The following is a 22,632-nucleotide window of genomic DNA, read 5'->3' on the forward strand; positions in this document are numbered from 1 at the left end:
GTGCGCGCCCTCTAGCACGCCCTTTCCGTCATAAGCCAGTAGGCGCGCGCATCATGGAGCAATCCCCGCCGCCTCCTGCCGGGCCAGGAAAATCTCCACGGCCTGCGCCACGCGCCCCGCAAACTGCTTACGCCAGGCGGGATCGATCAGGCGCCGGGCGTCGTCGGGGCTGCTGATATAGCCCGCCTCCACCAGCACCGAAGGAAGATCCAACGATTTCAGCACGACGAAAGCGGCCTGCCGCTGCGGATTGGCATGAAACGTGACCACCCCCTGCCCTTCCCGCACCACCAGATCGGAGAAGCGCTGCGACCGCTCCCGCATCTCGCGCCGCGAAAGATCGACCAGAATGGTCGCGACCGCATTGGACTTTCCGCCCAGCGCCACGCCGTTGACATCATCGGCGCGGTTTTCGCGTTGCGCCACCAGATCGGCGACCGCATCGGAACCGCGATCCGACAGAGTATAAACCGTTGCGCCGTTTGCGTCCGGCTTTTCCGCCGCATCCGCGTGAATCGACACGAACAGGTCGGCCTTCAACTGTCGGGCTATGCCGGCGCGTTCCTCCAGCACGAGAAACCGGTCGCTGTCGCGCGTCATTGCCACGCGCACGCGGCCATCGGCGAGCAGCGCTTCGCGCAGCGCCTTGGCCAGGGCCAGCGTGACGTTCTTTTCGCGCAACGTGCCCTCGCCGCTCGCGCCCGGATCGTGACCACCGTGACCGGCATCGATCACCACCAGCGGCCGGCTGGCATCCGCCGGCCCTTCGACGGGTGGCAGGCCAATCCCGCGCGATCCATCAGGCAGCGTCAGCCGCAGGACGTATCCATCGCCGGGATTGCCGATGCGCAGCACGAAATATCCCCACGACAGCAAGGCCGCCAAAGGCAGCACAAACCCCGCGATGATCCCGACCCGCCGCAACATCGCCATCCGCTATGCAGGTCCGGTTTCGGTCGGTCCAGCCGGAATCGTGGACGGCACTTCCCGCCCGCCCGACACGCATCGAAAAATGCCGCCGGAAATTGCTCCGGGGAAATCATCGCCATTGTTTTAATTGCTGGTTTGGATTTGTAATGCTAGCACCCTTCCACCGGGGCAAGCCAGCACCGGCGCCAGCCTTGAATATGCCCTCCCTGCCCCCATTTGACCGGACAGGACGGCGGAACCAGGCAATGTGGAGCCGCTGGCAAAAATCCGGAACGCGGGGATGACGAAGCAGAAACGCTCACTCACCCGCGCCGTGAAGGTTGATGCTGTGATGATGAGCCGAGTTTCGATTGAGCAGAAGCGCCCCGGAAGGGCCGCTCGCGCTTGGTCGATACCGCTTCCGACAGGCCGAAGCCTGACGGAAGCCGGCGCGCGCATTTCGCCGCGCATTGTCAGCACTGCAGACGCAAACCAACCGCCGCCGGGCGGAGAGCGCGACAGGACCGAGGTTCAGGCGCTCCGAACCGGCATTTCCGCATTCGCGATACGTCATGGCCGGGCCGTCGCCCGGCTGTCCGGCGTTCGCGCTTCACCAAAGAACCGCGCCCGGTACCCGGATACAATCCCGTGGCGGCGCGGCTGGAGATTCCATAATGACCACGCGCATGCTAATCGATGCGCGCCACCAGGAAGAAACCCGGGTGGCGGTGCTCAAGGGCAACCGTATTGAAGAATTCGACTTTGAATCGGCTGATCACAAGCAGATCAAGGGCAACATCTATCTCGCCAAGGTAACCCGCGTCGAACCGTCGCTGCAGGCGGCGTTCGTCGATTTCGGCGGCAACCGTCACGGGTTCCTGGCCTTCAGCGAAATCCATCCGGATTACTATCAGATCCCCAAGGAGGATCGCGAGGCGCTGCTGGCGGAAGAAGCCGCGCATGCCGAGGAAGAAGCCGCCCTGCGCGCGGCCGAGGAAGACGCGGACGACGGCTTTGGCGATGAAGGCGATGCCTTCGGCGATGAAGAAGGCGTGACCGAAGTCGACACTTCGGAAAAGGACGATGTCGCCACGATCGAAGGCGGCGTGGTCGAAGGGGAAAACGAAGAGGCCGAACAGGACGCCGAGGCGGAAGACGCCTCTGCCGATAACGGCGGTCGCCGCCCGCGGCGCGGACGCCGGCAGGGCCGCGGCCAGGCCAAGGAAGCCGACGAATTGCGCGCCAAGCGCATGGCGCTGCGCCGCCGCTACAAGATCCAGGACGTGATCCAGCGCCGGCAGGTGCTGCTGGTCCAGGTCGTCAAGGAAGAGCGCGGCAACAAGGGTGCGGCACTGACCACCTACCTGAGCCTTGCGGGCCGCTATTGCGTGCTCATGCCCAATTCCAGCCATGGCGGCGGCATCAGCCGCAAGATTTCCAGCGCTTCGGACCGCAAGCGGCTGAAGTCGATCATCGGCGAACTGGAACTGCCCAAGTCGATGAGCTGCATCGTCCGCACTGCCGGGCTGCAGCGCACCAAACCCGAGATCAAGCGCGACTTCGATTATCTCGCCCGCCTGTGGGACGAAATCCGCGAGCGCACGCTGCATTCCAGCGCGCCGGCGCTGATCCATTCGGACAGCGACCTGATCAAGCGCGCGATCCGCGACATCTACAACCGCGACATCGAGGAAGTGATCGTCGAAGGCGAAGCCGGATACCGTGCCGGCAAGGACTTCATGAAGCTGCTGATGCCCAGCCACGCCAAGCGGGTGAAGCACTATGCCGATCCGGTGCCGCTGTTCCAGCGGTACGGCGCGGAAGACCAGCTTACCGCGATGTACGATCCGGTGGTCCAGCTGAAGTCGGGCGGCTATCTCGTCATCAACCCGACCGAAGCGCTCGTTTCGATCGACATCAACTCGGGCCGCTCCACCAAGGAGCACGGCATCGAGGCGACCGCGCTTTCCACCAACCTGGAAGCGGCCCGCGAAATCGCCCGCCAGCTTCGCCTGCGCGACATGGCCGGCCTTGTGGTCATCGACTTCATCGACATGGAATACGGATCGAACATCCGCAAGGTCGAGAAGGCGATGAAGGACGCGCTGAAGAACGACCGCGCGCGCATCCAGGTGGGCCGCATTTCCGGCTTCGGCCTGATGGAAATGAGCCGCCAGCGCCTGCGCACCGGCGTGCTGGAAGCGACCACCCGCGCCTGTCCGCACTGCGATGGTTCGGGCCTGGTCCGCACCGCCTCGTCCGCCGGCCTTTCGGCGCTGCGCATGATCGAGGACGAAGCCGCCAAGGGCCGTGGCAGCGTCATCACGCTCTACGCCAGCCAGGAAGCGACGATTTACGTCCTCAACACCAAGCGCGCCGATCTTGCCGAGATCGAGGCCCGCTATGGCGTGACGGTGGAAGTGATCCCCGAAGGCGAGAACGAAGGCGCCAAGATGCGCGTTGCCTCGCGCGGGCCGAAGCCTGAGTTCCAGCCGCGCTTCGAACCCATCGTCGAACCGGAGGAAGACGACCTCGCCGACGAGGCGTTCGACGACGAGGACGAGGAAGAAGAAGCCGAGGCGCGCGGCGACGACCGCGACAACGGCGATGGCAATGGCCGCCGCAAGCGGCGCAAGCGCCGTCGCGGCCGTGGCCGGCGCGACGACGAAACGGCGCAGACCGAGGACGGCCGTTCGGCCAGCGACGGCGATGGCGACGGCGATGGCGAAACCGAAGCGCCTGATGCTGAAACGGCAGACGATGCCGAGGAAACCGAAAGCACCGTTGCCGCTGGCGAGGATGCCGAGGGTGACCGCGGCCCCCGCAAGCGTCGCCGGCGCAGCCGTCGCCGCCGTGGCGGCGGTCGTGAAACGGATGGCACCGAAGGCGGTGAAGAGCTGAGCGCGGCGGAAGAAGCGGCTGCTCCGGAAGAAACGCCGGAAGAAACGGTTGCCGAAGCTCCGGCTGAGACGGTCACTGCCGAAGCCGCGCCTGCGGACGAGGCTCCGGCCAAGCCCAAGCGCACCCGCCGCAAGAAGGCCGAGGCCGTTCCGGTGGTCGAGGAAGCGCCGGCTGCGGAAACGGCCCCCGCTGAACCGGCTGCCGCCGAGGAAGCTCCGGCCAAGCCCAAGCGCACCCGCCGCAAGAAGGCCGACGCTGCTCCGGTGGTCGAGGAAGCGCCCGCTGCGGAAGCGGCCCCCGCCGAACCCGCTGCCGCCGAGGAAGCTCCGGCCAAGCCCAAGCGCACCCGCCGCAAGAAGGCCGACGCTGCTCCGGCGGACGAAGCGGCAGAACAGGCGCCCGTGGCCGTCGAGGCAGCCGATCCGGTTGCCGCCGATCCGGCCGCCGACGCCGAAAATGCCGAAGCCGAAGGCGGCGCATCGCGTCGCGGCTGGTGGCAGCGCACGTTCGGCGCCTGACGGCACCCGTCATTGGACAACAAAAAGCCCTCCCCGGACAGCCGGGGAGGGCTTTTTCGTGCAGGCCGGCGCATTACGCTGTCTTGAGCGCGCTGCCCCATTCCATCCAGGACGCCCAGCGCGGCATCTTGGGCATGTACCGCTGGCCGCTGTCTTCCACGGCAAAGCCCGCCTGCCGGACGGACGCAATCACCGGCCGCGTCAGATGGCATCCCCCCATCAATGGAACCCAGAGCGGCTCCAGCCGGCGCTGCCAGCGCTGCACGCCGGGATCGGGCGCCTGCCCGTGTTCGAGGAACAGCAACCGCCCGCCCGGCTTCAGGATGCGCCGCATTTCGCGCAGGACCTGCGCGGAATCCCCCACCGAGCACAGCGTGTAAGTGCAGACAACCGTATCGAAACTGTCGTCCGCGAACGGAATGGCCTCGCCCACGCCTTCGCGGATATCGGCCTGCCAGCCCTTCCTTTCGGCTTCCGCGCGGGCATAGTCCAGCAGCTTGCCCGAAGGGTCCAGCCCGGCGAACGCGGTTACCGCATCGGCATCGTAGAACTGCTGGTTTATGCCCCCGCCGCAGCCGAGCTCGAACACGCGGCCGCGCGCCTTGGGCACCACGCCGGCCCGCAATTCCATGATCGCATCGGCGCTGCACGCGCATCGGATCATCCGTGGCAGGATCTTGTCCTCATACCATTGTCTGATACCCATCCCTCTCCCTCTCGCTCGCCTTTCACGCTTCAGTCGCAGAGTGCGCATGCCCGCAATGTTCGACAAGCCGGAAACACCGCGCGTTCCGCAGCATGGTTCCGCCAGAGCGACGGCAAGCCGCCCCAACCAATTGTGCGCCGCAAGGGGCATTACCCGTCTGTCCCCCTTGCCCCGCGCGCCGGTTTCGCTAATGACCGACTCGAATTGGAGCCAACCACGCGCAACGGGGACATTTTGATGGCGACCTTCTCGCTTCCGAAGAATTCCAAGATCACCGGAAAGTCCCGTCATCACGCGGCGGCGACCCAGGGGCGGATCCGGAAGTTCAAGGTCTATCGCTACGACCCCGACAGCGGCGAGAACCCCCGCTACGACACGTTCGAGATCGATCTGGACCAGTGCGGCCCGATGGTGCTCGACGCGCTGATCAAGATGAAGAGCGAGCAGGATCCGACGCTGACGTTCCGCCGGTCCTGCCGCGAGGGCATCTGCGGTTCGTGCGCGATGAACCTCAACGGCCGCAACGGCCTGGCCTGCACCACGGCGATCGAGGATCTCAAGGGCGATATCCGCATCACCCCGCTGCCGCACATGGAAGTGATCAAGGACCTTGTTCCCGATTTCACGCACTTCTACGCGCAGTACGCCTCGATCCGTCCCTGGCTGCAGACGGTTTCGCCCACGCCTTCGGGCAAGGAGCGCCTGCAGTCGCCGGAACAGCGCGAAAAGCTGGATGGCCTTTACGAATGCATCCTGTGCGCGTGCTGCTCCACCTCCTGCCCGAGCTACTGGTGGAATTCGGACAAGTTCCTTGGCCCGGCGATCCTGCTTCAGGCCTACCGCTGGCTGGCCGACAGCCGCGATGAAATGACCGGTGAACGGCTGGACGAGCTGGAAGACCCCTTCCGCCTCTATCGCTGCCACACGATCATGAACTGCGCCAACGTCTGCCCCAAGGGCCTGTCGCCGGCGCGCGCGATCGCCGAAATCAAGAAGATGCAGGCCGAGCGGGCGGTCTGACCCGCAGATGGCCTTCAGCTACGGGCCTTCGGACCAGCATCCCGGCTGGTTTACCTGGAACCTCGCGGACCCGACCCGGTTCAACGCCCAGACGATGGGCGACCTTGTGGTGCGCGAGGAAGAGGCGCCGGGCGGCAAGCGGCAGGTTCGCCTGCGCATGTTTCCCGAACGCCGCCACAGTAACCTGCTGGATGCGGTCCACGGTGGGGTCACGCTGGCGCTGATCGACATCTCGCTGTTTTCCGCGATGCGCCTGCTGCTGAACGGCGATGCGGCGGGTTCCGTCACGCTCGACCTCGCGACGCAGTTCATCGGCGCCGGCCGGATCGGCCAGCCGCTTGATTCGGTGTGCGAAGTCCTGCGCGAAACCGGCCGGCTCGTGTTCCTGCGCGGCCTGGTGGTGCAGGAAGACGAAACCGTCGCGTCTTTTACCGGCACGGTCCGCAAACCTTCGCGTAAATGACCCGCGTTTCGGAACGCTATGCCGAACTGGTCGCGGCGGGAGAACTGCGGCCCGATCCGGAACAGGCCGCCGCCGCCGCCAGGCTCGACCGACTCCAGCAGGAACTGGAAACACCAGCGCACACGCCCGGCTTTTTCGGCAAGCTGCTGGGCCGCAAGGCGCAAGACCAGCCGCGCGGATTGTACATGTGGGGCGGCGTGGGGCGCGGCAAGTCCATGCTGATGGACCTGTTCCACGACAACCTTGCCATCACCGCCAAGCGCCGCTCGCACTTCCACGAATTCATGCTCGACGTGCACGCGCGCCTGCGTGAGGAGCGCAAGAAGGAAAGCGGCGATCCGATCCTGCCGGTCGCCGCCGCGATCGGGCAGGAAACGCGCGTGCTGTGTTTCGACGAGATGGTCGTGAACAACAGTGCCGACGCCATGATCATGAGCCGGCTGTTCACCGCGCTGATCGTGGACCATGCCGTTACCGTGGTGACCACATCCAACCGCGCGCCGTCGGAACTGTACAAAGACGGGTTGAACCGCGAGCACTTCCTGCCGTTCATCGCGCTGGTCGAAAGCCGGCTGGACGTGCTGACGCTCAACGGCCCCACCGATTACCGGCTGGAGCGGATGCGCGGTGTCGGCACCTGGCATGTGCCCAACGGACCGGCCGCCACGGAGGCCACGCGCGAAGCGTTTTTCCGGCTGACCGACTATCCCCCCGAAGACAGCCTGCACGTTCCTTCCGCGGACATCGACGTGGGCGGCGGGAGAATGCTGCATGTGCCCAAGAGCCTGAAGGGCGTGGCCGTGTTCAGTTTCAAGCGGCTCTGCGCCGAAGCGCGCGGCGCGGCGGACTATCTGGCCATTGCCCGCAAGTACCACACCGTGATCATCGTCGGCATCCCGCGCCTGGGGCCGGAAAACCGCAACGAGGCCGCGCGCTTCGTCACGCTGATCGACGCGCTCTACGAACACAAGGTAAAGCTGATCGCAGCCGCAGATGCGGAACCGGCGGATCTTTACGAAAGCGGCGATGGTCGCTTCGAGTTTGATCGCACCATCAGCCGCCTGATGGAAATGCAAAGCCAGGACTATCTCGCGCTGGGACACGGCGAGAACTGACAACGCCTACTTGGCGAACCTGCCTGGCTCATGCAGACAGCGGCTGCCGCACTTTTGCGCCCCCAGCGACCCGATCCACCAATCCGCTGGCGCGAATCACCCAACAAAAAAACCCGCGCAAAACCGCACGGGTTAACCAAAAAACTCAAAATCAATAACCCGGGCTCCACCAAAATCCGTGGAAATCAGAAAACCCAGGAATGACAGAAAACGGGCACTTCCTTGCGGAAATGCCCGTATTTTCAGTGCTTCAGATCAGCTGAAGCAGCCAACGCCAAATCGACATAGCTTTTGCCTCCATCCACGGTTGGAAGCAAAAATTATCATTAACGTCGAGGGTTAACAATCCCTAAACGATTCCGATCTGGATGTCGGCCGATCTGCGGTAGGTCTGGATGAAGTCCGCGAAGGATTGCGGTTTGCCGAGGTAATACCCCTGCGCGTAGTCGCAGCCCAGCTCCATCAGAAGCTGAAGCGTCGCCTCGTCCTCGATCCCCTCGGCCACCACTTCCTGGTGAAGATCGTGCGCCAAGGCGATCGTATAGGCCACGATCGCGCGTTCGCGCTCTGCCGTGGTGATTCGCGAAACGAACCGGCGGTCGATTTTCAACTCATCGCTCGGCAATTCGGCCAGGTAGGAAAGGCTCGCCTCGCCGGTGCCGAAATCGTCGATCGAAAGGCGGAAGCCCAGTGCGCGCAATTGCGAAAGATTGTGACGTGCCGCCGGGCGGTTGTGGACGCTGGAGGTTTCGGTGACCTCGATGGTCAGGAGCGAGGGATCGATCCCGCGCCGCTGCACCACCTCGGCGATGTTCGACACCAGGTTCGGCTTGTCGACCATCTGTGCCGAAAGGTTGATGCTCATCTGGAAACGCGGCCCCAGGGCGTTGATTTCCAGCGCGGCCGTAATCGCCTCTTCCAGAACCCAGAAGGTCAGCGCGTCGATCCGCCCTGCCCGCTCCGCCTGCAGGATGAAGGCATCGGGCGCAATCGGCCCGCGCGTGGGGTGGTTCCAGCGGATCAGGGCTTCCGCGCCGCAGAAGCGCTTTTCGGCAAAGTCCCACTGCGGCTGAAAGGCCAGCCAGATATCGCCGTTGCGCAGGCCTTCATCGATGCGCGCATGAAGCGAAAGTTCCCACGGCGCTTCGGCAAGGCGAGCCGCTTCGAACAGTTCGATCGACCGGCCGCTGGTCAACGCCTCGTTGGCGCTCGCGAGCGCGGAATTGACGCGCGCAAGGGCATCCACGCCCTCGTTGCGGTCGAGACCGAAATGGATGTTGGTGTCGAACGTGTGCTCGCCGATCTGCAGCGGAGCCGAAAACAGCGCGCGCAACCCTTCAAGGTGGTTGAGCTGCATTTCCAGCGGCCGCGCTTCCTCGGTCCAGGCGAAATGACCGCCATCGCCGTTGTAGATCTCGCTGCGTCCCGAGCCGACGGACAGGCGGCGCGCGATCTGCCGCGCGCATTCCCCATGGAGTTCCTTGGGCAGCGTCGCGAGGATTTCCTCATAGCGCGCGATCACCGCGACCACCACGTCGCGCCCGACCTCGATTTGCTTCGAGGTGAGCGACAGAAGATTGGGCAGGCCCGACGCGCTCGTGTGCTGCACGCGACGGCGCCACTTCTGCCACAGGCGGATGCTGCCATAGATCGCCATCGTGGCGAGAAGCTGATCGGTGAAGCTGAGGATGCCAAATTCGACGAGAATGGCGGGCAGCACGAACGTGACGGCGCAGGCGGCGATATAGAACAGCGCCTTTTCCCGACGCGATCGGGCATTCGCCGCCAGCGCGAGGCAGACCGCCAGCAGGCCCAGCAGCACAAGGCGCGGCAGCACGATGGCGAAAGGACGCCGCAAACCCTCCGATCCGGCGAAGGCCAGCGCGATGTCGGGCGTGCGACCGTGCCCGAAGTATCCGATCGGTCGGCCTGCCGTTCCAAAATCGCTGATGACGACAGTGCGGCCGGTCAGCAGGCCCGGCGCGAACTTGCCGTTGAGCAGCTTGCTGACAGGAAGCTGCGGCACCGAATCCGGATCGAGCGAGAAATCGGGAACATAGACCCCGCCCTCACGCCCGCGGATACCGGCAACCGCCGGGCCGACCGTGGGATAGGACTTGCCATCGATCCGCACCGCATAGGGCGCGGTCGTGGCGAAATCGATGAAGTTCGCATTCCATTTGGAAATGGCGATGCGCGAACGCGGCACCACGGAGGAGGCAGGGAACAGGAACTCGCCGTGCGAATCCGCATCCACGCTGTTGTTGCGCAGAACCAGCGAGAAATCGTCCCCCAGTTCACCGATGGCACGCGCCAGCGCGCGATCGCCCCAGATCGACTGACCGGTATCGACGCGCGCGTCGAGCACGACCTTGCGCGGAACCTGCCGTCGCACCAGTTCGAGCAACCGGGCCTGTTCCATCGTGGTCCAGCCGCTGCTCTTCGTCGATCCCGAACCCTGGTTATCCAGCGGGATAACGATAACCGGCTGCGAGATCGCGTGGCTTGAGAGGCGATAGCGAACGTTCCAGTAGATCTGGTCCAACGGCTCGGCAATGAACACCAGGCTGCATATCAGCCCAATGAGCACCGAGATTGAAACTGGCGATCGCAGAAAGTTTCGCATGGACCGTCACGAAAAAGGTTACGATCGGCGTCTAATCCGAAATGGTTTATATGACATTACCATGGTTACCGCCCATCAACCAAATTGAACAGGCGGTGAAGCACGCTCCCGGCGATAGCACGGAAGCCCACGCCCTCCCGCCGCGGGGCGGATCAGGATAGCAGGGCCAGGCTGCGATCCAGCATCAGCACTTGCCACAGCAGGCGGGAATGGTCGGCGCGGCCCGCGATATGAGCCTCGGCGATATCGCGCAGCGCAGGAGCACGGAACCAGCCCGTTCGCGCCAGCTCGCCACCTTCTGCCACCGCCCTGGCCTCTCCGGCCAGCGGTCCGCGCAGCCATGCGGCGATCGGGGTGACGAAACCCATCTTGGGGCGAAACAGCACGTCTTCGGGCAGATAACGGCGCATCACGTCCTTCATCAGCCATTTGCCCGTCGCGCCGCGCACCCGCATGGCCTCTGGCAGTCGCGCGCCGAATTCCAGCAAGCGATGATCGAGCAGCGGCTCGCGCGCTTCAAGGCTGACCGACATGCTCGTCCGGTCCACCTTGGTCAGAATGTCGCCGGGCAGATAGAACTTGAGATCGGCGTATTGCGCCCGGTCCAGCCCGGAACGCCCCGGCGCCCGGCGCATCATCTCCACAAAAGGCTGTTCCGCGCGATAATCGCCCCGCAGCCGCAGGAAATCCTCGCCATACAGGCGTTCCCGCAGTTCGACCGGCGTGACGGAGAGCGATCGGGCATAGCCCTCCTCTCCGCTCCGCGCGAGATTGAGGAAGGTTGCCTTGGCCCGCAGCGGGCGTGGCGCCCAGTCCGCCTTGGGCCAGAGCCGCCCCAGCGTGCCGAACACCGGCGTTCGCAAGCCTTGCGGCAGCAGCGCCCGCACGGATTCCTCGCGATGCTGGAACACCTGCCGGCGGTATCCGGCGAAAGCTTCGTCCGCGCCATCGCCTGAAAGCGCCACGGTCACATGCTCGCGCGCAAGTTCGCAGACCCGGAACGTCGGCAGGGCGGAGGCATCGGCGAAAGGCTCGTCGAACATGCCCGCCAGCCGGTCGATGAGCGCGAAATCGTCCGACGCCACCACCCGCTTGCGGTGGTCTGTGCCAAACAGCGCGGCCACCTTGTCGGCATAGGCCGTCTCGTCCAGCGCCTGCACGTCGAAGCCGATGCTGCAGGTCTTCACCGGATCGGTGCTGGCTTCCGCCATCAGCGCCACGACGCTGGAACTGTCGACGCCGCCCGAAAGGAAGGCACCCAGCGGCACATCGGCCATCATGCGCGAGGTAACCGCCTCGCGCAGGCGATGCAGCAGGTGCGCGCCCAGATCGGCGGCATTGCCCGGCTCCCGGTCGGCAAAGGAGATGTCCCACCACTGCACCGGGGCGGCCGGCGGGGCATCGTGCCGCAGCAGGCGGTAATGGCCCGCCGGCAGCTTTTCCACGCCCTTCAGGATGGACCGGTGATCCGGCACGTAACCCCAGGCGAGGTAGTCCTCGATCGCCAGCGGATCGATATCCCGCCGCAGCATGGGATGGGCCAGCAGGGCCTTCAGCTCCGAACCGAAGATCACGCTGCCATCGGCCAGTTGCGCGGTGAACAGCGGTTTCACGCCCAGCCGGTCGCGCGCCAGCAGCAGCGTCCGCTGCCGCAGGTCATAGAGCGCGAAGGCGAACATGCCGTGCAGGCGCGGCAGGCAATCGACACCCCAGCGCTGCCACGCAGCCAGAATTACCTCGCTGTCGCCGTCAGTGTGGAACTGCGCGCCATCGGCCTGCAATTCGCGGCGCAATTCACGGAAATTGTAAATCTCGCCGTTGAAGACGAGCATCGCCGAACCGTCGGTGGCGGCCATCGGTTGAGGCGATCCCGCCAGATCGATGATCGCCAGCCGGCGGTGCCCCAGCGCCACGCCGGGAGCAGTCCATATCCCCTGCCCGTCTGGCCCGCGATGCGCGATGGCATCGCACATCCGCTCCAGCCGCGCCGGATCGACCGGCTTCATGCCCTCCGTGTGGAAAATGCCCGCGATGCCGCACATGCCTCCGCGCCTATCGCATGTTGCCGGTGCGGTCCATCCAGGTCGCTACCGGACCGGTAGCACCCAGGAACGCGCGAACGGCGGCTTCCGTCTGCCCATCGCTGCCTTCGGACGACACGATCAACGCGGCTGTGGGCCGGCGACGCAACAGCAGCCGGTCAGCGATGTTGGCCAGCTTGAGCCGCGCGTTGCTGCCGGTCAGCAGATCGCCGGTGCGATACCAGGTGAGCGCGAGGCGGTGGACCGGCCCCGGCGCCTGGATCACATCGGACTTCGCACCTTCCAGCGCCAGACCCGGCTTTTCCCAGGCCCAGCTGCTGCCCAGCGGCAAGGCGCCCTGCCCGAAGCCGCCAGCCTCCTTGCCTTCGGCCTGCCCGGCATAGAGCGCGTAGGACACCTCCACCCGATAGCCTTTCGCATCGGCGTAACTGCCCAGCAAGCGATGCTCGGCGCCCGTGTGCAACGGCTGCCAGGGCGCGGCAGGCGCCATGTCTACCCGGTGCCAGCCCGGCACGTCGGGCAGCAGTATTTGCGCAGGGACGGGCGCTTCCAGCCGGTTGGCCATCGCCCCCCAGCCCATGAACAGCGCGGCGGTTCCCGCCAGCGCGCCCAGCGCCCGGCCTTCGGGCCAGCGCAAGCGGGCCAGCCGGCCCAGCAACGGAGAGGCCGCGATCGCATCCGCATCGATCATCGGATCATCGATCGCGCGGTCGAAGAACTTCCAGCCGGCGGCCATGACCAGCGCCATCACGATGGCGAAGAACACCCAGCCATAGAACACATGGTCGAACCCGGCGGCGAAGCCGATGCCGACCTTTCCGGCGATGAACACCGTGCCCCACGCGCGCACGCCGTTGGCGAGGATCGGCACCACCAGCGCCATCGCCATGAACGCCGCACGGCGCGGCCAGCTGCGGAAGCAGACGTTGGCGACCAGCGTGCCATAGGCCACCATCGCGATCAGGAATTTCACGCCCGAACAGGCTTCGGCCACTTCGAAGTAGCCGCCCGGCGCGGTGATGAATACGCCGTCGATGGTGGCCGGGCCACCGGCCACGGACAGCAGCAGCATCGTGATCCTAGCCGTCACGGTCTGCAGCGTCGGGATCATCTCATCCCCGGCGGGCACCAGAAACAGCATGTAGAACAGCGGAAACGCCAGCGCCACGCCCACGCGCGGCCCCAGCAGCGTCAGCACGCTCGCCTGCAACATGACCACCACCGCCAGTTGCCGCGCCAGCGAAAAGCCGGAGAAATCGCCCAGCATCCACAGGAAGCACGCCCCGCCGAACGGCAGCAGCGCCGGCCACCAGGCGGACGGCACGAGGCGCAGCAATCCGTCCGTCCGCAGCCAGACCAGCCAGCCGAGTATCAGCGGGATGAGCAGCGCGTGGTTGTAGGTCGAACTGTCCCACCATTGCAGCGCCATGTCGCGCCAATCGCCGGCAAACAGCGCGAACACGCCGAGCCATGCCGTGGCAACGAACAGCAACGGCCGCCGCCAGCTTTCCGGCACGGCCAAAACGAAACGCTGGATTGAGGACAAGGGCGCGGCATCAGGCCGCATGGCGATCCCCCCTGCGGTCCGCGCCCAGCAGGGCCGGCAGCGGGTCGAGCGCGCGGTCCCAGCCGCACCGGTCGACCACGAAGCGCCGCCCCGCCGCGCCCATGCTGCGCGCCAGCGCCGTATCCGCAAGCAGCGTCATCGTGTGCGTGGCGAAATCCTCCGGCCCGTCCGCGACCGCGAGGTCCTGCCCCACGCGCGCGGGAATACCAGTGGCCGCCGCTCGCGTCGCCAGCACGGGGCGCGCCATGGCCATCGCCTCCAGCACCTTGTTCTGCACCCCGCGCGCGATCAGCAGCGGCGCGACCACCAGATCGGCCCCGGCCAGCCACGGACGGACATCGGGCACCGTGCCGGTCACGCGGCATCCGTTGCGCCCGTGTAGCCCCTGCACCTCGGCAACGGGCGCGCGACCGACCACGTTGAATTCCGCCTGCGCAAAGCGTTCGCGCACGCGCGGCATGACCTGGCGCGCAAAGAATTCCACCGCCGCCACGTTCGGCGGATAGTCCATCTGCCCGGTGAAGACGATCTGCGGCCCGGCGCGCAGCATGTCTGGCGCGGGTGCAATGCCGGATGGATCATAGAACCGCCAGTCGATGCCGTTGGGCAGTGCCATCACCCGCGTACCGCGCCGATGCTGCAGGCGATCGCGGAACAGCGTGGCTTCCTCATCGGTCACCAACACGCTGGCGGTGGCGCGATGCGCGATCTTTTCCTCGAACCGGCGCAGGAGGTTCGCCTCGCGCCGGTACATCACCCGCACCGCTGGATTGCCTGCGCGCGCATAGGCTTCGAACTTGGCGGAATCGACATCCACAAAGTCCATCACCACCGGCCCGGTGAAATCCTCCGGAATGTATTGCGCCATCTGCCCGGAGAACACGAAGATCGCCGAGATTGGCCGGGTGGCCAGCGTTTCGCGCACGAAGCGGCGGATGGCCGGCGAGGAAAACGCGGTCAGGCTGACGGGCTTGCCCGTTGCCAGCGCCTGCGCGGCGGCTACGGGAACCGACTTGGTCCGCGCGACAAGGCACAGGCTGGCCGAAATCGCCGCCAGTTCCGGTTCGTGCGACCAGTCCGCGTCGTCATCGGCAAAGCACGCGACATGAACCGGCGCCAGCGCGCTGATCCGGCGCAGCATGTGACACGAGCGGATCTTGTCGCCGCGATCGGGCGGAAACGGCATCCGGTGCGCCAGAAACAGGATTTCGCCCATGGCCGCGCCCGTCACGCCAGCCCGGTCGCGATCAGCGGACCAAGCCGGTTCGCGATCGGCAGAGGCAGTTTCTGCCACGCGGCGATCTTCGCGCGATAGCGCGGGCTGAGCGGATTGACGTCGCGCGGGGGAACACCGTCCGCCGACCACACCGCGTAGGACAGCGGCTCGGGCGCGAAGCCCCAGTTGCGCTTGAAATGATAGGCGCCGCTGTCGGTCTTGGACCGGCCAAAATCGAACCGGTCGCAGCCCCGGCCGCGCGCGTGGTTCATCAGCGCGTAGTACATCACGTCGTTGGCGCGCAGTGCGCGCGCCGCGAACACGCCACCGCCCCAATAGGGCATGACCGCGCCGCGATGGTACAGGCTCAGCACGCTGGCAACCGGCTTGCCCTGGTGCAGCACCGTCAGGATATCCGCATCCGCACCGAAGAGGTCCATCACCGCATCGAACAGCCGCTTGGGGAATACCGGCGTGCCCAGGTTGCGCACGGATTCGGCATAGACCGCGTAGTGCATCGCGCGATCCGCCCCGGACCGGCCGACCCGCACTTCCAGATCGTTGCCCAATCCCTTGCGCACTTCCGCGCGCTGTTTGCGCGGAACGGCAAGCAACTGCGCCTCGTCGTCGGCAGCCAGCGGCAGGACAAAGCCAGCGTGGCTATCCTGCTTGATGTGCCAGCCCGTGCCTTCGGGCATCAGGCCGCCGCGCAGCTCGATCGTGGGCGTGGACAGGCGGCGGGCCAGTTCGCGCGCGGCATCGAACAGCGCCGTGGCTTCGCCCGCATCGCCGATCAGCCCGCCGCCCACTGCGAACCCGGTCGAGACCAGCGCGCGACCGAAAAGCGGGGAGTGCGCCGCGTGCAACGGCAGCATCGCGGTAATCGCGCCATCACGCTCGGCCAGCAGCAGGTGCGCGCGGTGCCCGGTGGCGCGCTCCACGGCGTCGATCCATTCCAGGCGGTGGAAGGCCGTAGCGGCGGGGTCTTCGGCCAGGAACCGCGCCATAGCCGGGCGGTCACCCGGATCGGCAAGGCGCACGCGGGCCGCCAGGAAGCGGAACGGCGCGTTCATGCCGCCTTCCCCAGTACGGGTTGCGCCGGCAGAGCCAGGGCCATCTGGCCTGCGGCCACCTCGTCCATGCGCCCCCAACGGAAATCGCGGATCAGCCGGTCCAGCTTGGCCGCCATGACCGCGAGGTTGGTATAGTGCCGCACCTTCGAGCGCAGCGGCGCGGAAGCGACGCGTGGCTGTTCCGGATCGATTTCCCACGGATGGAAATAGAACACGGCCGGCCGGCCGTCGACGGTGTTGACCTGCCGGATCGCCCAGCGTGAAACGGTATAGGGCAGCAGGCGGAAGAAGCCGCCGCCGCCCGCCGCCATGCGCCGACCGACCACTTCTGCCGTCGTTACCGGGATCTCGATGAGGTCCGCACCCGCGACCGGACGGAAGGCGAAACGCGGCGCCTCGCGCCAGCCGTAGTGATCGTGCACGATCGGCGCGACGCTGGAAGAATAGGTATAGCCCTGCTCGGCCAGCACCTCGTGCGCCCAGGGCGTGCGCGCATCGATCGAGAAGCTGGGCGCGCGATAGCCGGTCACGCGCTGGCCGCCGGCATCTTCCAGCACCGCCCGCGCCCGCGCGATATCCTCGGCAAAGGCCTTGGCGCCCAGCGTGAACACGCGGGCATGGTCCCAGCCGTGGCTGGCGATCTCGTGCCCTTCATCGGCGATACGGCGGATCATCGCGGGATAGCGTTGCGCCACCCAACCCAGCGTGAAGAACGTGCCCTTCACCCCGGCATCGGCGAACATGCGCAGAATCACGTCGCAATTGCGCTCGACACGGCAGGAAAGGCCATCCCAGTCCCCGCGATCGATCACGGTTTCGAAGGCGCCGACCTGGAACCAGTCCTCGACATCGACCGAAAGGCCGTTGAGCGGCGCCTGGGCGAACCCTGTGCTGAGCCCTGATCTGGGCCAGGTCATCGGCACGCTGCCCTCCTCAAGCCGCGAGGCGCGGCTTCTGTTCGCTTTCCAGCCATTCGATCAGCATGGTCAGGACATGGCGGATCGCCTGTTCCTGCTCGGCCAGCCGCATTTCCAGCGCAGCGACGCGACCGTTGGCATCCGCCAAAGCGGCGGCGAGTTCATCGCGGGCCGGGTCTTCCGTCGTTGCGGCCGGGCGCAGTTCGGCAAGTTCGATCACGGCCTGCTGCAGTTCGGCGATCTGTTCGTCGCGGCTGGCCAGCGCCTGCTGGATCATCGACAGGTCGAACGCCGGCTGGGCATGCGCCTGGGGCTCGGCTTCGCCAACTGACTGAACACCGTGCTCCAGCGCTGGTTCGGGCGCGGCGAAGGAATCCATGACGGGCAGCGCATCGGCCAGCGCCGGTTCGGCCGCGGGGGCCGGCCGCGCGGCAACGGCACCGCCCGCCGCATCGCGATCCAGGTCGGTCAGCACGTCCTTCAGCATGGCGCTGTCAATGCGCGGGGACTGCTCGATTGCTCCCATCAGCAGCAGGCGGCTGACGATCTGGTTGATCCGGCGCGGCACGCCACCGCTTGCCCGCGCCAGATCGGCATAGACGCGCGGCTCGAACGCGGGATTGCCCGTCCAGCCCACACGCGCGAGGCGATGTTCGATATACGGCCCCACCTCGCCCGCTTCCATGGCATCGAGATGGTGCGAGGCGATCACGCGCTGGCGCAACTGTTCCAGTTCGGGCGATGTCTGCAGCAGCGTACGAAATTCCGGCTGTCCCAGCAGGAGCATCTGCAGCAGCGGATGCGCGCCAAGCTGGAAGTTCGACAGCATCCGCAATTCTTCGAGTGCGCCGATCGAAAGGTTCTGCGCCTCGTCCACCACCAGCAGACAGCGGCGGCCGGCGCGGGCCTCTTCGTGCAGGAACAACTCGATCGCCGCGAGCGCGGACGCTTTGTCGTGCCCCGGCACATGCAGCCCGAACGCGCGCGCGGCCACGTGGATCAGTTCCTCGCCGTCGAGCTTGCTGGTGACGATCTGGCCGGCGGTCAGCCGCTGGCGGTCGATCGTCGCCATCAGGTGCGCGGCCAGCGTGGATTTGCCCGCGCCGACTTCGCCAGTGATGACGATGAAGCCTTCGCCCTGCGCCAGACCATAACCGAGGTACGACAGCGCCTTGCGGTGCGTCGTGCTCTCGAAATAGAAATCCGGGTCCGGCGTGAGCTGGAAGGGACGTCCTGTCAGCCCATAGAACGTATCGTACATCGAAGCCCCCCGGGGGTTAGAAATTGTAGCGCAGGGCGATCCGGCCCGATGCGACGAGTTCATCCGGCGCCGCCTTGCGGCTGAAGCCATCGATCCCCACCGCCGCGCTGCCGACCAGACGATCGGTCAGGTTGCGGAAGTAGGAAGCGTTCGCGCCCACCGCGTTGCTCTTGGCATTGCCAGCCGAACCGCTGTTGTACCAGGCGCTGTACACGGCCACGGCGAAACTGGATCGTCGGTCGAGCCGGCCGGACACGCTGCCATCGACATACCAGCTTTCGTCCACCGTGCCATCCGCAAGGCCCAGCACGGTCCCGCGCGCGGCAATGAACTTGCGACGTACATAGCCGGCGCCGATCCCCGCGCGCAGACGGCCCACGGTCATGCCGTAGGTCGCGTTGACGCCGCGTGCGCGGAACACCGACGACGACAGCGAGGCCAGCGCGCCGTTGACGCAGCCGCCGCCAGTCGAACCGATGCCGCAACCGCTGATGTTGCCGTTGAACGGATCACGGCCGACCTCGAAGTCGGTCGGCACGTCGCGCAGCGCATTGCCGAGCGAGGAGCCGAAGCCCGAAATGCCGTCATAGACCGAGATACCCAGCGCGCTGCGCGCGTTGGGCGCATAGCTGAAGCTGCCGTAATAGGTCGTGCTGTCATACCGGCGGCCGACGAAGGCCGAAAGCGATGTGCGCCGGCTGGGCCGCCACATCACGCCGGCATCCCAGCTGAGGCCGCTGAAATCATAGGCGATGGCGCGCGGCTTGGACTTGTCGGTAACGAAGCGGCCGTTGCTGCCGATCACCGGCACGCCGTTGACATCATAGACCGCATCGCGGGCCGAAACCTGCACGTCCTGATACCCGACATCGCCCACCAGCGCGAGGTCCTGCGTCACCGGCAGGGTCACCTGCACGCCGGCGTTCAGTTCGCGATAGCGCTGGTCGAGGTTGGAAATGTCTTCCTGCGCATAACGGCCGCTGGCGGTCACGCCCACCGGCGCGATCACGCCGGGGCGTACGCCTGCCGAAAGCTGCGCCGATTGCGAAAGCGAATGATCGAAGATGTTGGAACTGGGCTGCCCGGCAACGGCGGTCACGCCGTTCTTGGTATCCACCTTGGTGTAGCCCACCATGTAGGAGCCGTTGACCGCCACGTCGCCGACATGGGTTGCCAGCGCCGGCCCGGCATAGGCCGAATAGATCTGGGTGGTCGCGCTGCTGGTGGCCACGGGGTTGAGGCTGCCCGCCCCGGTGGCATCCACGCGGGTCCGCGTCGCCAGGCCACCGGCTTCCACCGACAGCGTGCGGGGGATCAGATCATGCTTCACGCGAGCGAGGCCCGAGATCGTGTCGCCGTTGGCGGTATTGCCCTTTTCGGTGATGCGCCGTTCATAGCGGAACGACACCGCCCCTTGCGTGTTGCGCCCGTTGAGCGCGACATCGACCCCGGCCGCAATCGCGGTATAAGTCAGCACATCGTCGCCGGGCTTCAGTTCGGCCAGCAGGTTCTGCGACACCTCGAGATAGGGCTGGATGGTGGTCCGCGCCCCGCCACCGGCGGAACGGATCGAGTGCCCGCTGCGTCCTTTCGCGCCGGCATCGCCGCCCGTGGCGCTTCCGCGCGAGGCATCATCGACGTTGCCGTAGTCAAGCTGCTGCGCAAGCGCGGGCGCACCATGAAGCGCCAGCAGCGCGACGGCACCGTACAGCGCGGATTGCGCCCCCCGGCGCGAGGAAAAGCGGGCCATTATCATTCCTTGTACCCGTAATAAGAACCGAACCGCCGGCCCGTGGGCGAAAAGCGGGTGCAGTTGAGCAGCAGCCGGATGTTCTCGCAGCCGGAAAGGATGTTCACGGCGTCGCGCAGCTCGGCTTCGCCGGTCTGGTCCGCGCGAACGACCATCATCGCCTGCCCCACGTGCATGGCCAGCTCCGAAGCCGGAGAGGCCGCCAGCGCGGGCGGGCTATCGAAGATGACGATGCGATTGGGTGCGTGCGCCGTCAGCCGGTCCAGCACCGTACGGGTGCGCGCGGACGCCAGGAATTCGGTGTCAGACCCGGTCGAATTGCCGGCCGGCAGCACGAACAGGCCCGGAATGTCCGTGCCGAGGATGCAGTCCTCTACTCGTACGGACGGATCGGCCAGCGCGTCCATCAGGCCGGGGCCGCCGGGCAGGCCGAGCGCGGACAACACGCTGGGCTTGGCGAAATCGGCATCGACCAGCAGGACCTCGTTGTCCTTTTCCGCCGCGATCGACAGCGCCAGATTGGTGGCGCAGAACGTCTTGCCCTCGCCCGGATGGGCGGAGCAGACGAGAATGCGCTCGCCATGCGGGGCACCACGCCCCGCGCGCGAATCCGCCGCCGTCAGCAGCAGCTGGCGCTTGACGATGCGGAATTCCTCCAGCAGCTCCGTCACCGCGCCATCGGGTTCAATCAGGCACTGTTCGCGCAAGTGCAGGCGGTCGATGGGATGCAGCTTGCCCTTGAAGACCTGCTCCGCCGGGATACCGTCGAGCACGGGCTGCGCGTCCACCGGAGCAGGACGATCCACGGCCGCCGGCAGTGGTGGCACGGGCGCGAGGGGCGAAACGGGCGCGGCAATGGGCGGAGGCGCAGGCGTATCCGCAGCCGGCGCGCCAGGCGCGGCGGGCACGGGAGCCTGCAACACCTTGCGGAAATCGAACGTCCCCGCAGCCCGCTCGATCAGCGATGGGCCGGAAGGCGGCAGCGGAATCTTGCTCTGGTCGGTCATCTTCAACCCCGCTTCCTCACGCCACCATGCCGCGCTTCATGAACTCGACCGCCAGCAGCAGCACCAGCACGGCCACAAGGCCCGCGCTCGCGCCGGCAAACCATTTGAGGTGCCGGTTGCGCAACGCGCGCGCCTGGCGCGTCAGCGTCAGCGACACGGAACCCAGCACCGGCATCCCGGAGGCCCGTTCAAGCTGGCCGGTGGTGGTATAGGTCGATCGCAGTTGCGCCACCGCGAAAGCCGCGCCGCAGCCCGCTCCAAGGCCCACGATCAGCACCAGCATGAGCAGCAAGGGCCGATCCGGGGCCGTCGGCGCGCGCGGCGTGGACGGCGGATCGATCACGTCGAACTTCACCGCATCGTGTTCGGATTCCACCTGCCCGCGCAGGCGAAGCTGTTCGCGATCGCGCAGCAGCTTGTCGTACTGTTCCTTCAGCACGTCATAATCGCGATTGATCCGCGCCGCTTCGGCGGCGACCGCCGGTTCGCTGTATTGCTTGCCGGTAAGCTGGCCGATTTCGCCCTGGAGCGATGCCTTGCGGGATTGCAGCGCCACCACGCTTGCCTCGCGATCCGCCTTGATCGACTGGAGCGAGGAATAGGCCGGGTTGGGCGTACCGCCGACATGCCCCGTTTCCGATGCCGCCTGCCGGGAAAGGCTGGCGATCTGGCTCTTGAGCGCGATCACGTCGGGGTGGCTGTCGGTAAGGCCGCGCGCGCGCATCGAAGCGAGATCGGACTGCGCCTGTGCCAGCGCCCCCTTCGCGCCGCCCGATACGCCGGGCACCATGATCGTCTGCGGCGTGCCCGAAAGCTGGCCGTTGATCGAGGCGAGCGCGCTCTGAGCCGCCAGCAGATCGGATTCGACGCCGCGCAGTTCGGAACGCGCGCTTTCCAGCTTCGCGCCCAGCGATCCGCTGCCGGGAATGAGATCGGTGTTCTTCGCCTCGAATTCCTGGCGCTTCTGCTCCGCGGTTTCGAGGTCCTTCTGCCGATCGGCCAGCTGCTGGTCCATGAAGGCCAGCGTGCTGCTCATCTCGCCACGGCCGCCGGCCAGGTTCTCCTCGCGGAAGATGTCGATCATCTTCTGCACGATGTCCTGCGCCAGCTTGGCGTTCTGCACGTCGGTATAGCCGCCGCTACCGGAGCTGGCCGAAATCTCGAACAGGTTGTCCTGCTGGCTGACCACCTTGATCCGCGCGCCCAGGCCCTGGACCGCCGATTCCATCTGCTTGTCGCTGGTGATCTTGTCGCCCAGCCGCGTCGCGCGGATGACCTTCTCGAGATTGACCGAGCTGGTCAGCGTCTGGCGCACGCGCTCGATATCGCGCTTGCCGTCGTTGCCCACGCCGATCTGGTCGGACAGCACATTGTCGGTCTGGACGAAGATGCGCGCTTTCGATTCGTAGCTGTTCGGCACCATCGCCACGAAGACCCACCCGACAAGGCAGACCAGCCAGGCGATACCCAGCGCCAGCCAGCGCCGGTGCCAGATGCCGTAAAGCGCGATGCGCACTTCTTCATAGATGTTGGTCATCGCC

The 22,632-nt window shown here is 66.3% G+C and carries 18 protein-coding genes; 6 read left to right on the forward strand and 12 right to left on the reverse strand.

The window, feature by feature from the left end; all coding sequences use genetic code 11:
* Positions 1 to 51: 51 nt before the first annotated feature.
* Positions 52 to 855 carry an N-acetylmuramoyl-L-alanine amidase family protein gene (locus tag B3547_RS05545; RefSeq protein ID WP_292961015.1) on the reverse strand — a complete coding sequence of 268 codons (804 nt, stop codon included), beginning with the start codon at positions 853 to 855 and terminating at the stop codon, positions 52 to 54.
* Between B3547_RS05545 and B3547_RS05550 the strand changes: the two genes are divergently transcribed.
* Positions 845 to 1,057, forward strand: coding sequence for a hypothetical protein (locus B3547_RS05550; RefSeq protein WP_292961018.1), 213 nt, complete (start codon positions 845 to 847; stop codon positions 1,055 to 1,057). The two genes, B3547_RS05545 and B3547_RS05550, sit on opposite strands and share 11 nt — an antisense overlap.
* 526 nt (positions 1,058 to 1,583) lie before the next feature.
* On the forward strand, positions 1,584 to 4,328 hold the full coding sequence (locus B3547_RS05555; protein WP_292961020.1) for an Rne/Rng family ribonuclease: 2,745 nt from the start codon (positions 1,584 to 1,586) through the stop codon (positions 4,326 to 4,328).
* Between the two features lie 73 nt (positions 4,329 to 4,401).
* Here the strand turns inward: B3547_RS05555 and B3547_RS05560 are convergent, their stop codons facing one another.
* On the reverse strand, positions 4,402 to 5,034 hold the full coding sequence (locus B3547_RS05560) for a class I SAM-dependent methyltransferase (protein WP_124807939.1): 633 nt from the start codon (positions 5,032 to 5,034) through the stop codon (positions 4,402 to 4,404).
* Positions 5,035 to 5,271: 237 nt separating this feature from the next.
* On the opposite strand from B3547_RS05560, the gene B3547_RS05565 reads away from it, so the two are divergent.
* From B3547_RS05565 to B3547_RS05580, 4 genes are read left to right on the forward strand one after another with little or no spacing between them, the layout of a single operon-like run.
* The gene (locus B3547_RS05565; RefSeq protein WP_124807940.1) at positions 5,272 to 6,054 is read left to right on the forward strand and encodes a succinate dehydrogenase iron-sulfur subunit; all 783 of its coding nucleotides are present in this window, start codon (positions 5,272 to 5,274) and stop codon (positions 6,052 to 6,054) included.
* A 7-nt stretch (positions 6,055 to 6,061) separates the two neighbouring features.
* Positions 6,062 to 6,517, forward strand: coding sequence for a PaaI family thioesterase (locus B3547_RS05570; protein ID WP_125955054.1), 456 nt, complete (start codon positions 6,062 to 6,064; stop codon positions 6,515 to 6,517).
* Entirely contained in the window at positions 6,514 to 7,632 is a 1,119-nt protein-coding gene (gene zapE, locus B3547_RS05575; RefSeq protein ID WP_292961026.1) for a cell division protein ZapE, read from the forward strand. The genes B3547_RS05570 and zapE overlap by 4 nt, the downstream gene beginning before the upstream one ends.
* A 30-nt stretch (positions 7,633 to 7,662) precedes the next feature.
* The gene (locus tag B3547_RS05580) at positions 7,663 to 7,836 is read left to right on the forward strand and encodes a hypothetical protein (protein WP_292961028.1); all 174 of its coding nucleotides are present in this window, start codon (positions 7,663 to 7,665) and stop codon (positions 7,834 to 7,836) included.
* Between the two features lie 145 nt (positions 7,837 to 7,981).
* Here the strand turns inward: B3547_RS05580 and B3547_RS05585 are convergent, their stop codons facing one another.
* The 10 genes from B3547_RS05585 to B3547_RS05630 all read right to left on the reverse strand — a co-directional run bounded on the left by B3547_RS05585 (position 7,982) and on the right by B3547_RS05630 (position 22,628).
* Positions 7,982 to 10,222 (reverse strand): EAL domain-containing protein, encoded by a 2,241-nt coding sequence (locus tag B3547_RS05585; RefSeq protein ID WP_292961030.1) that lies wholly within the window; start codon positions 10,220 to 10,222, stop codon positions 7,982 to 7,984.
* 188 nt (positions 10,223 to 10,410) lie between these two features.
* Positions 10,411 to 12,300 (reverse strand): XrtA/PEP-CTERM system amidotransferase, encoded by a 1,890-nt coding sequence (locus B3547_RS05590; RefSeq protein ID WP_292961032.1) that lies wholly within the window; start codon positions 12,298 to 12,300, stop codon positions 10,411 to 10,413.
* Between the two features lie 10 nt (positions 12,301 to 12,310).
* Positions 12,311 to 13,867: an exosortase A gene (gene xrtA, locus B3547_RS05595; protein WP_292961034.1), complete on the reverse strand. Its 1,557-nt coding sequence runs from the start codon at positions 13,865 to 13,867 to the stop codon at positions 12,311 to 12,313.
* Positions 13,857 to 15,161 (reverse strand): TIGR03087 family PEP-CTERM/XrtA system glycosyltransferase, encoded by a 1,305-nt coding sequence (locus B3547_RS05600; RefSeq protein WP_292961036.1) that lies wholly within the window; start codon positions 15,159 to 15,161, stop codon positions 13,857 to 13,859. The genes xrtA and B3547_RS05600 overlap by 11 nt, the downstream gene beginning before the upstream one ends.
* Positions 15,095 to 16,156, reverse strand: a complete 1,062-nt coding sequence (locus B3547_RS05605) for a FemAB family XrtA/PEP-CTERM system-associated protein (RefSeq protein ID WP_292961039.1) — start codon at positions 16,154 to 16,156, stop codon at positions 15,095 to 15,097. The genes B3547_RS05600 and B3547_RS05605 overlap by 67 nt, the downstream gene beginning before the upstream one ends.
* Positions 16,153 to 17,073 (reverse strand): XrtA system polysaccharide deacetylase, encoded by a 921-nt coding sequence (locus B3547_RS05610; protein WP_292961091.1) that lies wholly within the window; start codon positions 17,071 to 17,073, stop codon positions 16,153 to 16,155. The genes B3547_RS05605 and B3547_RS05610 overlap by 4 nt, the downstream gene beginning before the upstream one ends.
* 16 nt (positions 17,074 to 17,089) lie before the next feature.
* Entirely contained in the window at positions 17,090 to 18,334 is a 1,245-nt protein-coding gene (locus B3547_RS05615) for an XrtA/PEP-CTERM system-associated ATPase (protein WP_292961041.1), read from the reverse strand.
* 16 nt (positions 18,335 to 18,350) lie between these two features.
* A complete protein-coding gene (locus B3547_RS05620) occupies positions 18,351 to 20,084 on the reverse strand; it encodes a preprotein translocase subunit YajC (protein ID WP_292961043.1) in 1,734 nt (577 codons plus the stop codon).
* Between the two features lie 2 nt (positions 20,085 to 20,086).
* On the reverse strand, positions 20,087 to 21,091 hold the full coding sequence (locus B3547_RS05625; protein ID WP_292961045.1) for an AAA family ATPase: 1,005 nt from the start codon (positions 21,089 to 21,091) through the stop codon (positions 20,087 to 20,089).
* A 16-nt stretch (positions 21,092 to 21,107) separates the two neighbouring features.
* Positions 21,108 to 22,628, reverse strand: a complete 1,521-nt coding sequence (locus tag B3547_RS05630) for an XrtA system polysaccharide chain length determinant (RefSeq protein WP_194920219.1) — start codon at positions 22,626 to 22,628, stop codon at positions 21,108 to 21,110.
* Between the last annotated feature and the right edge of the window lie 4 nt (positions 22,629 to 22,632).

Origin of the sequence: Novosphingobium sp. UBA1939 (assembly GCF_002336885.1) — a bacterium.
In the GTDB taxonomy this organism is placed as follows: Bacteria; Pseudomonadota; Alphaproteobacteria; order Sphingomonadales; family Sphingomonadaceae; genus Novosphingobium.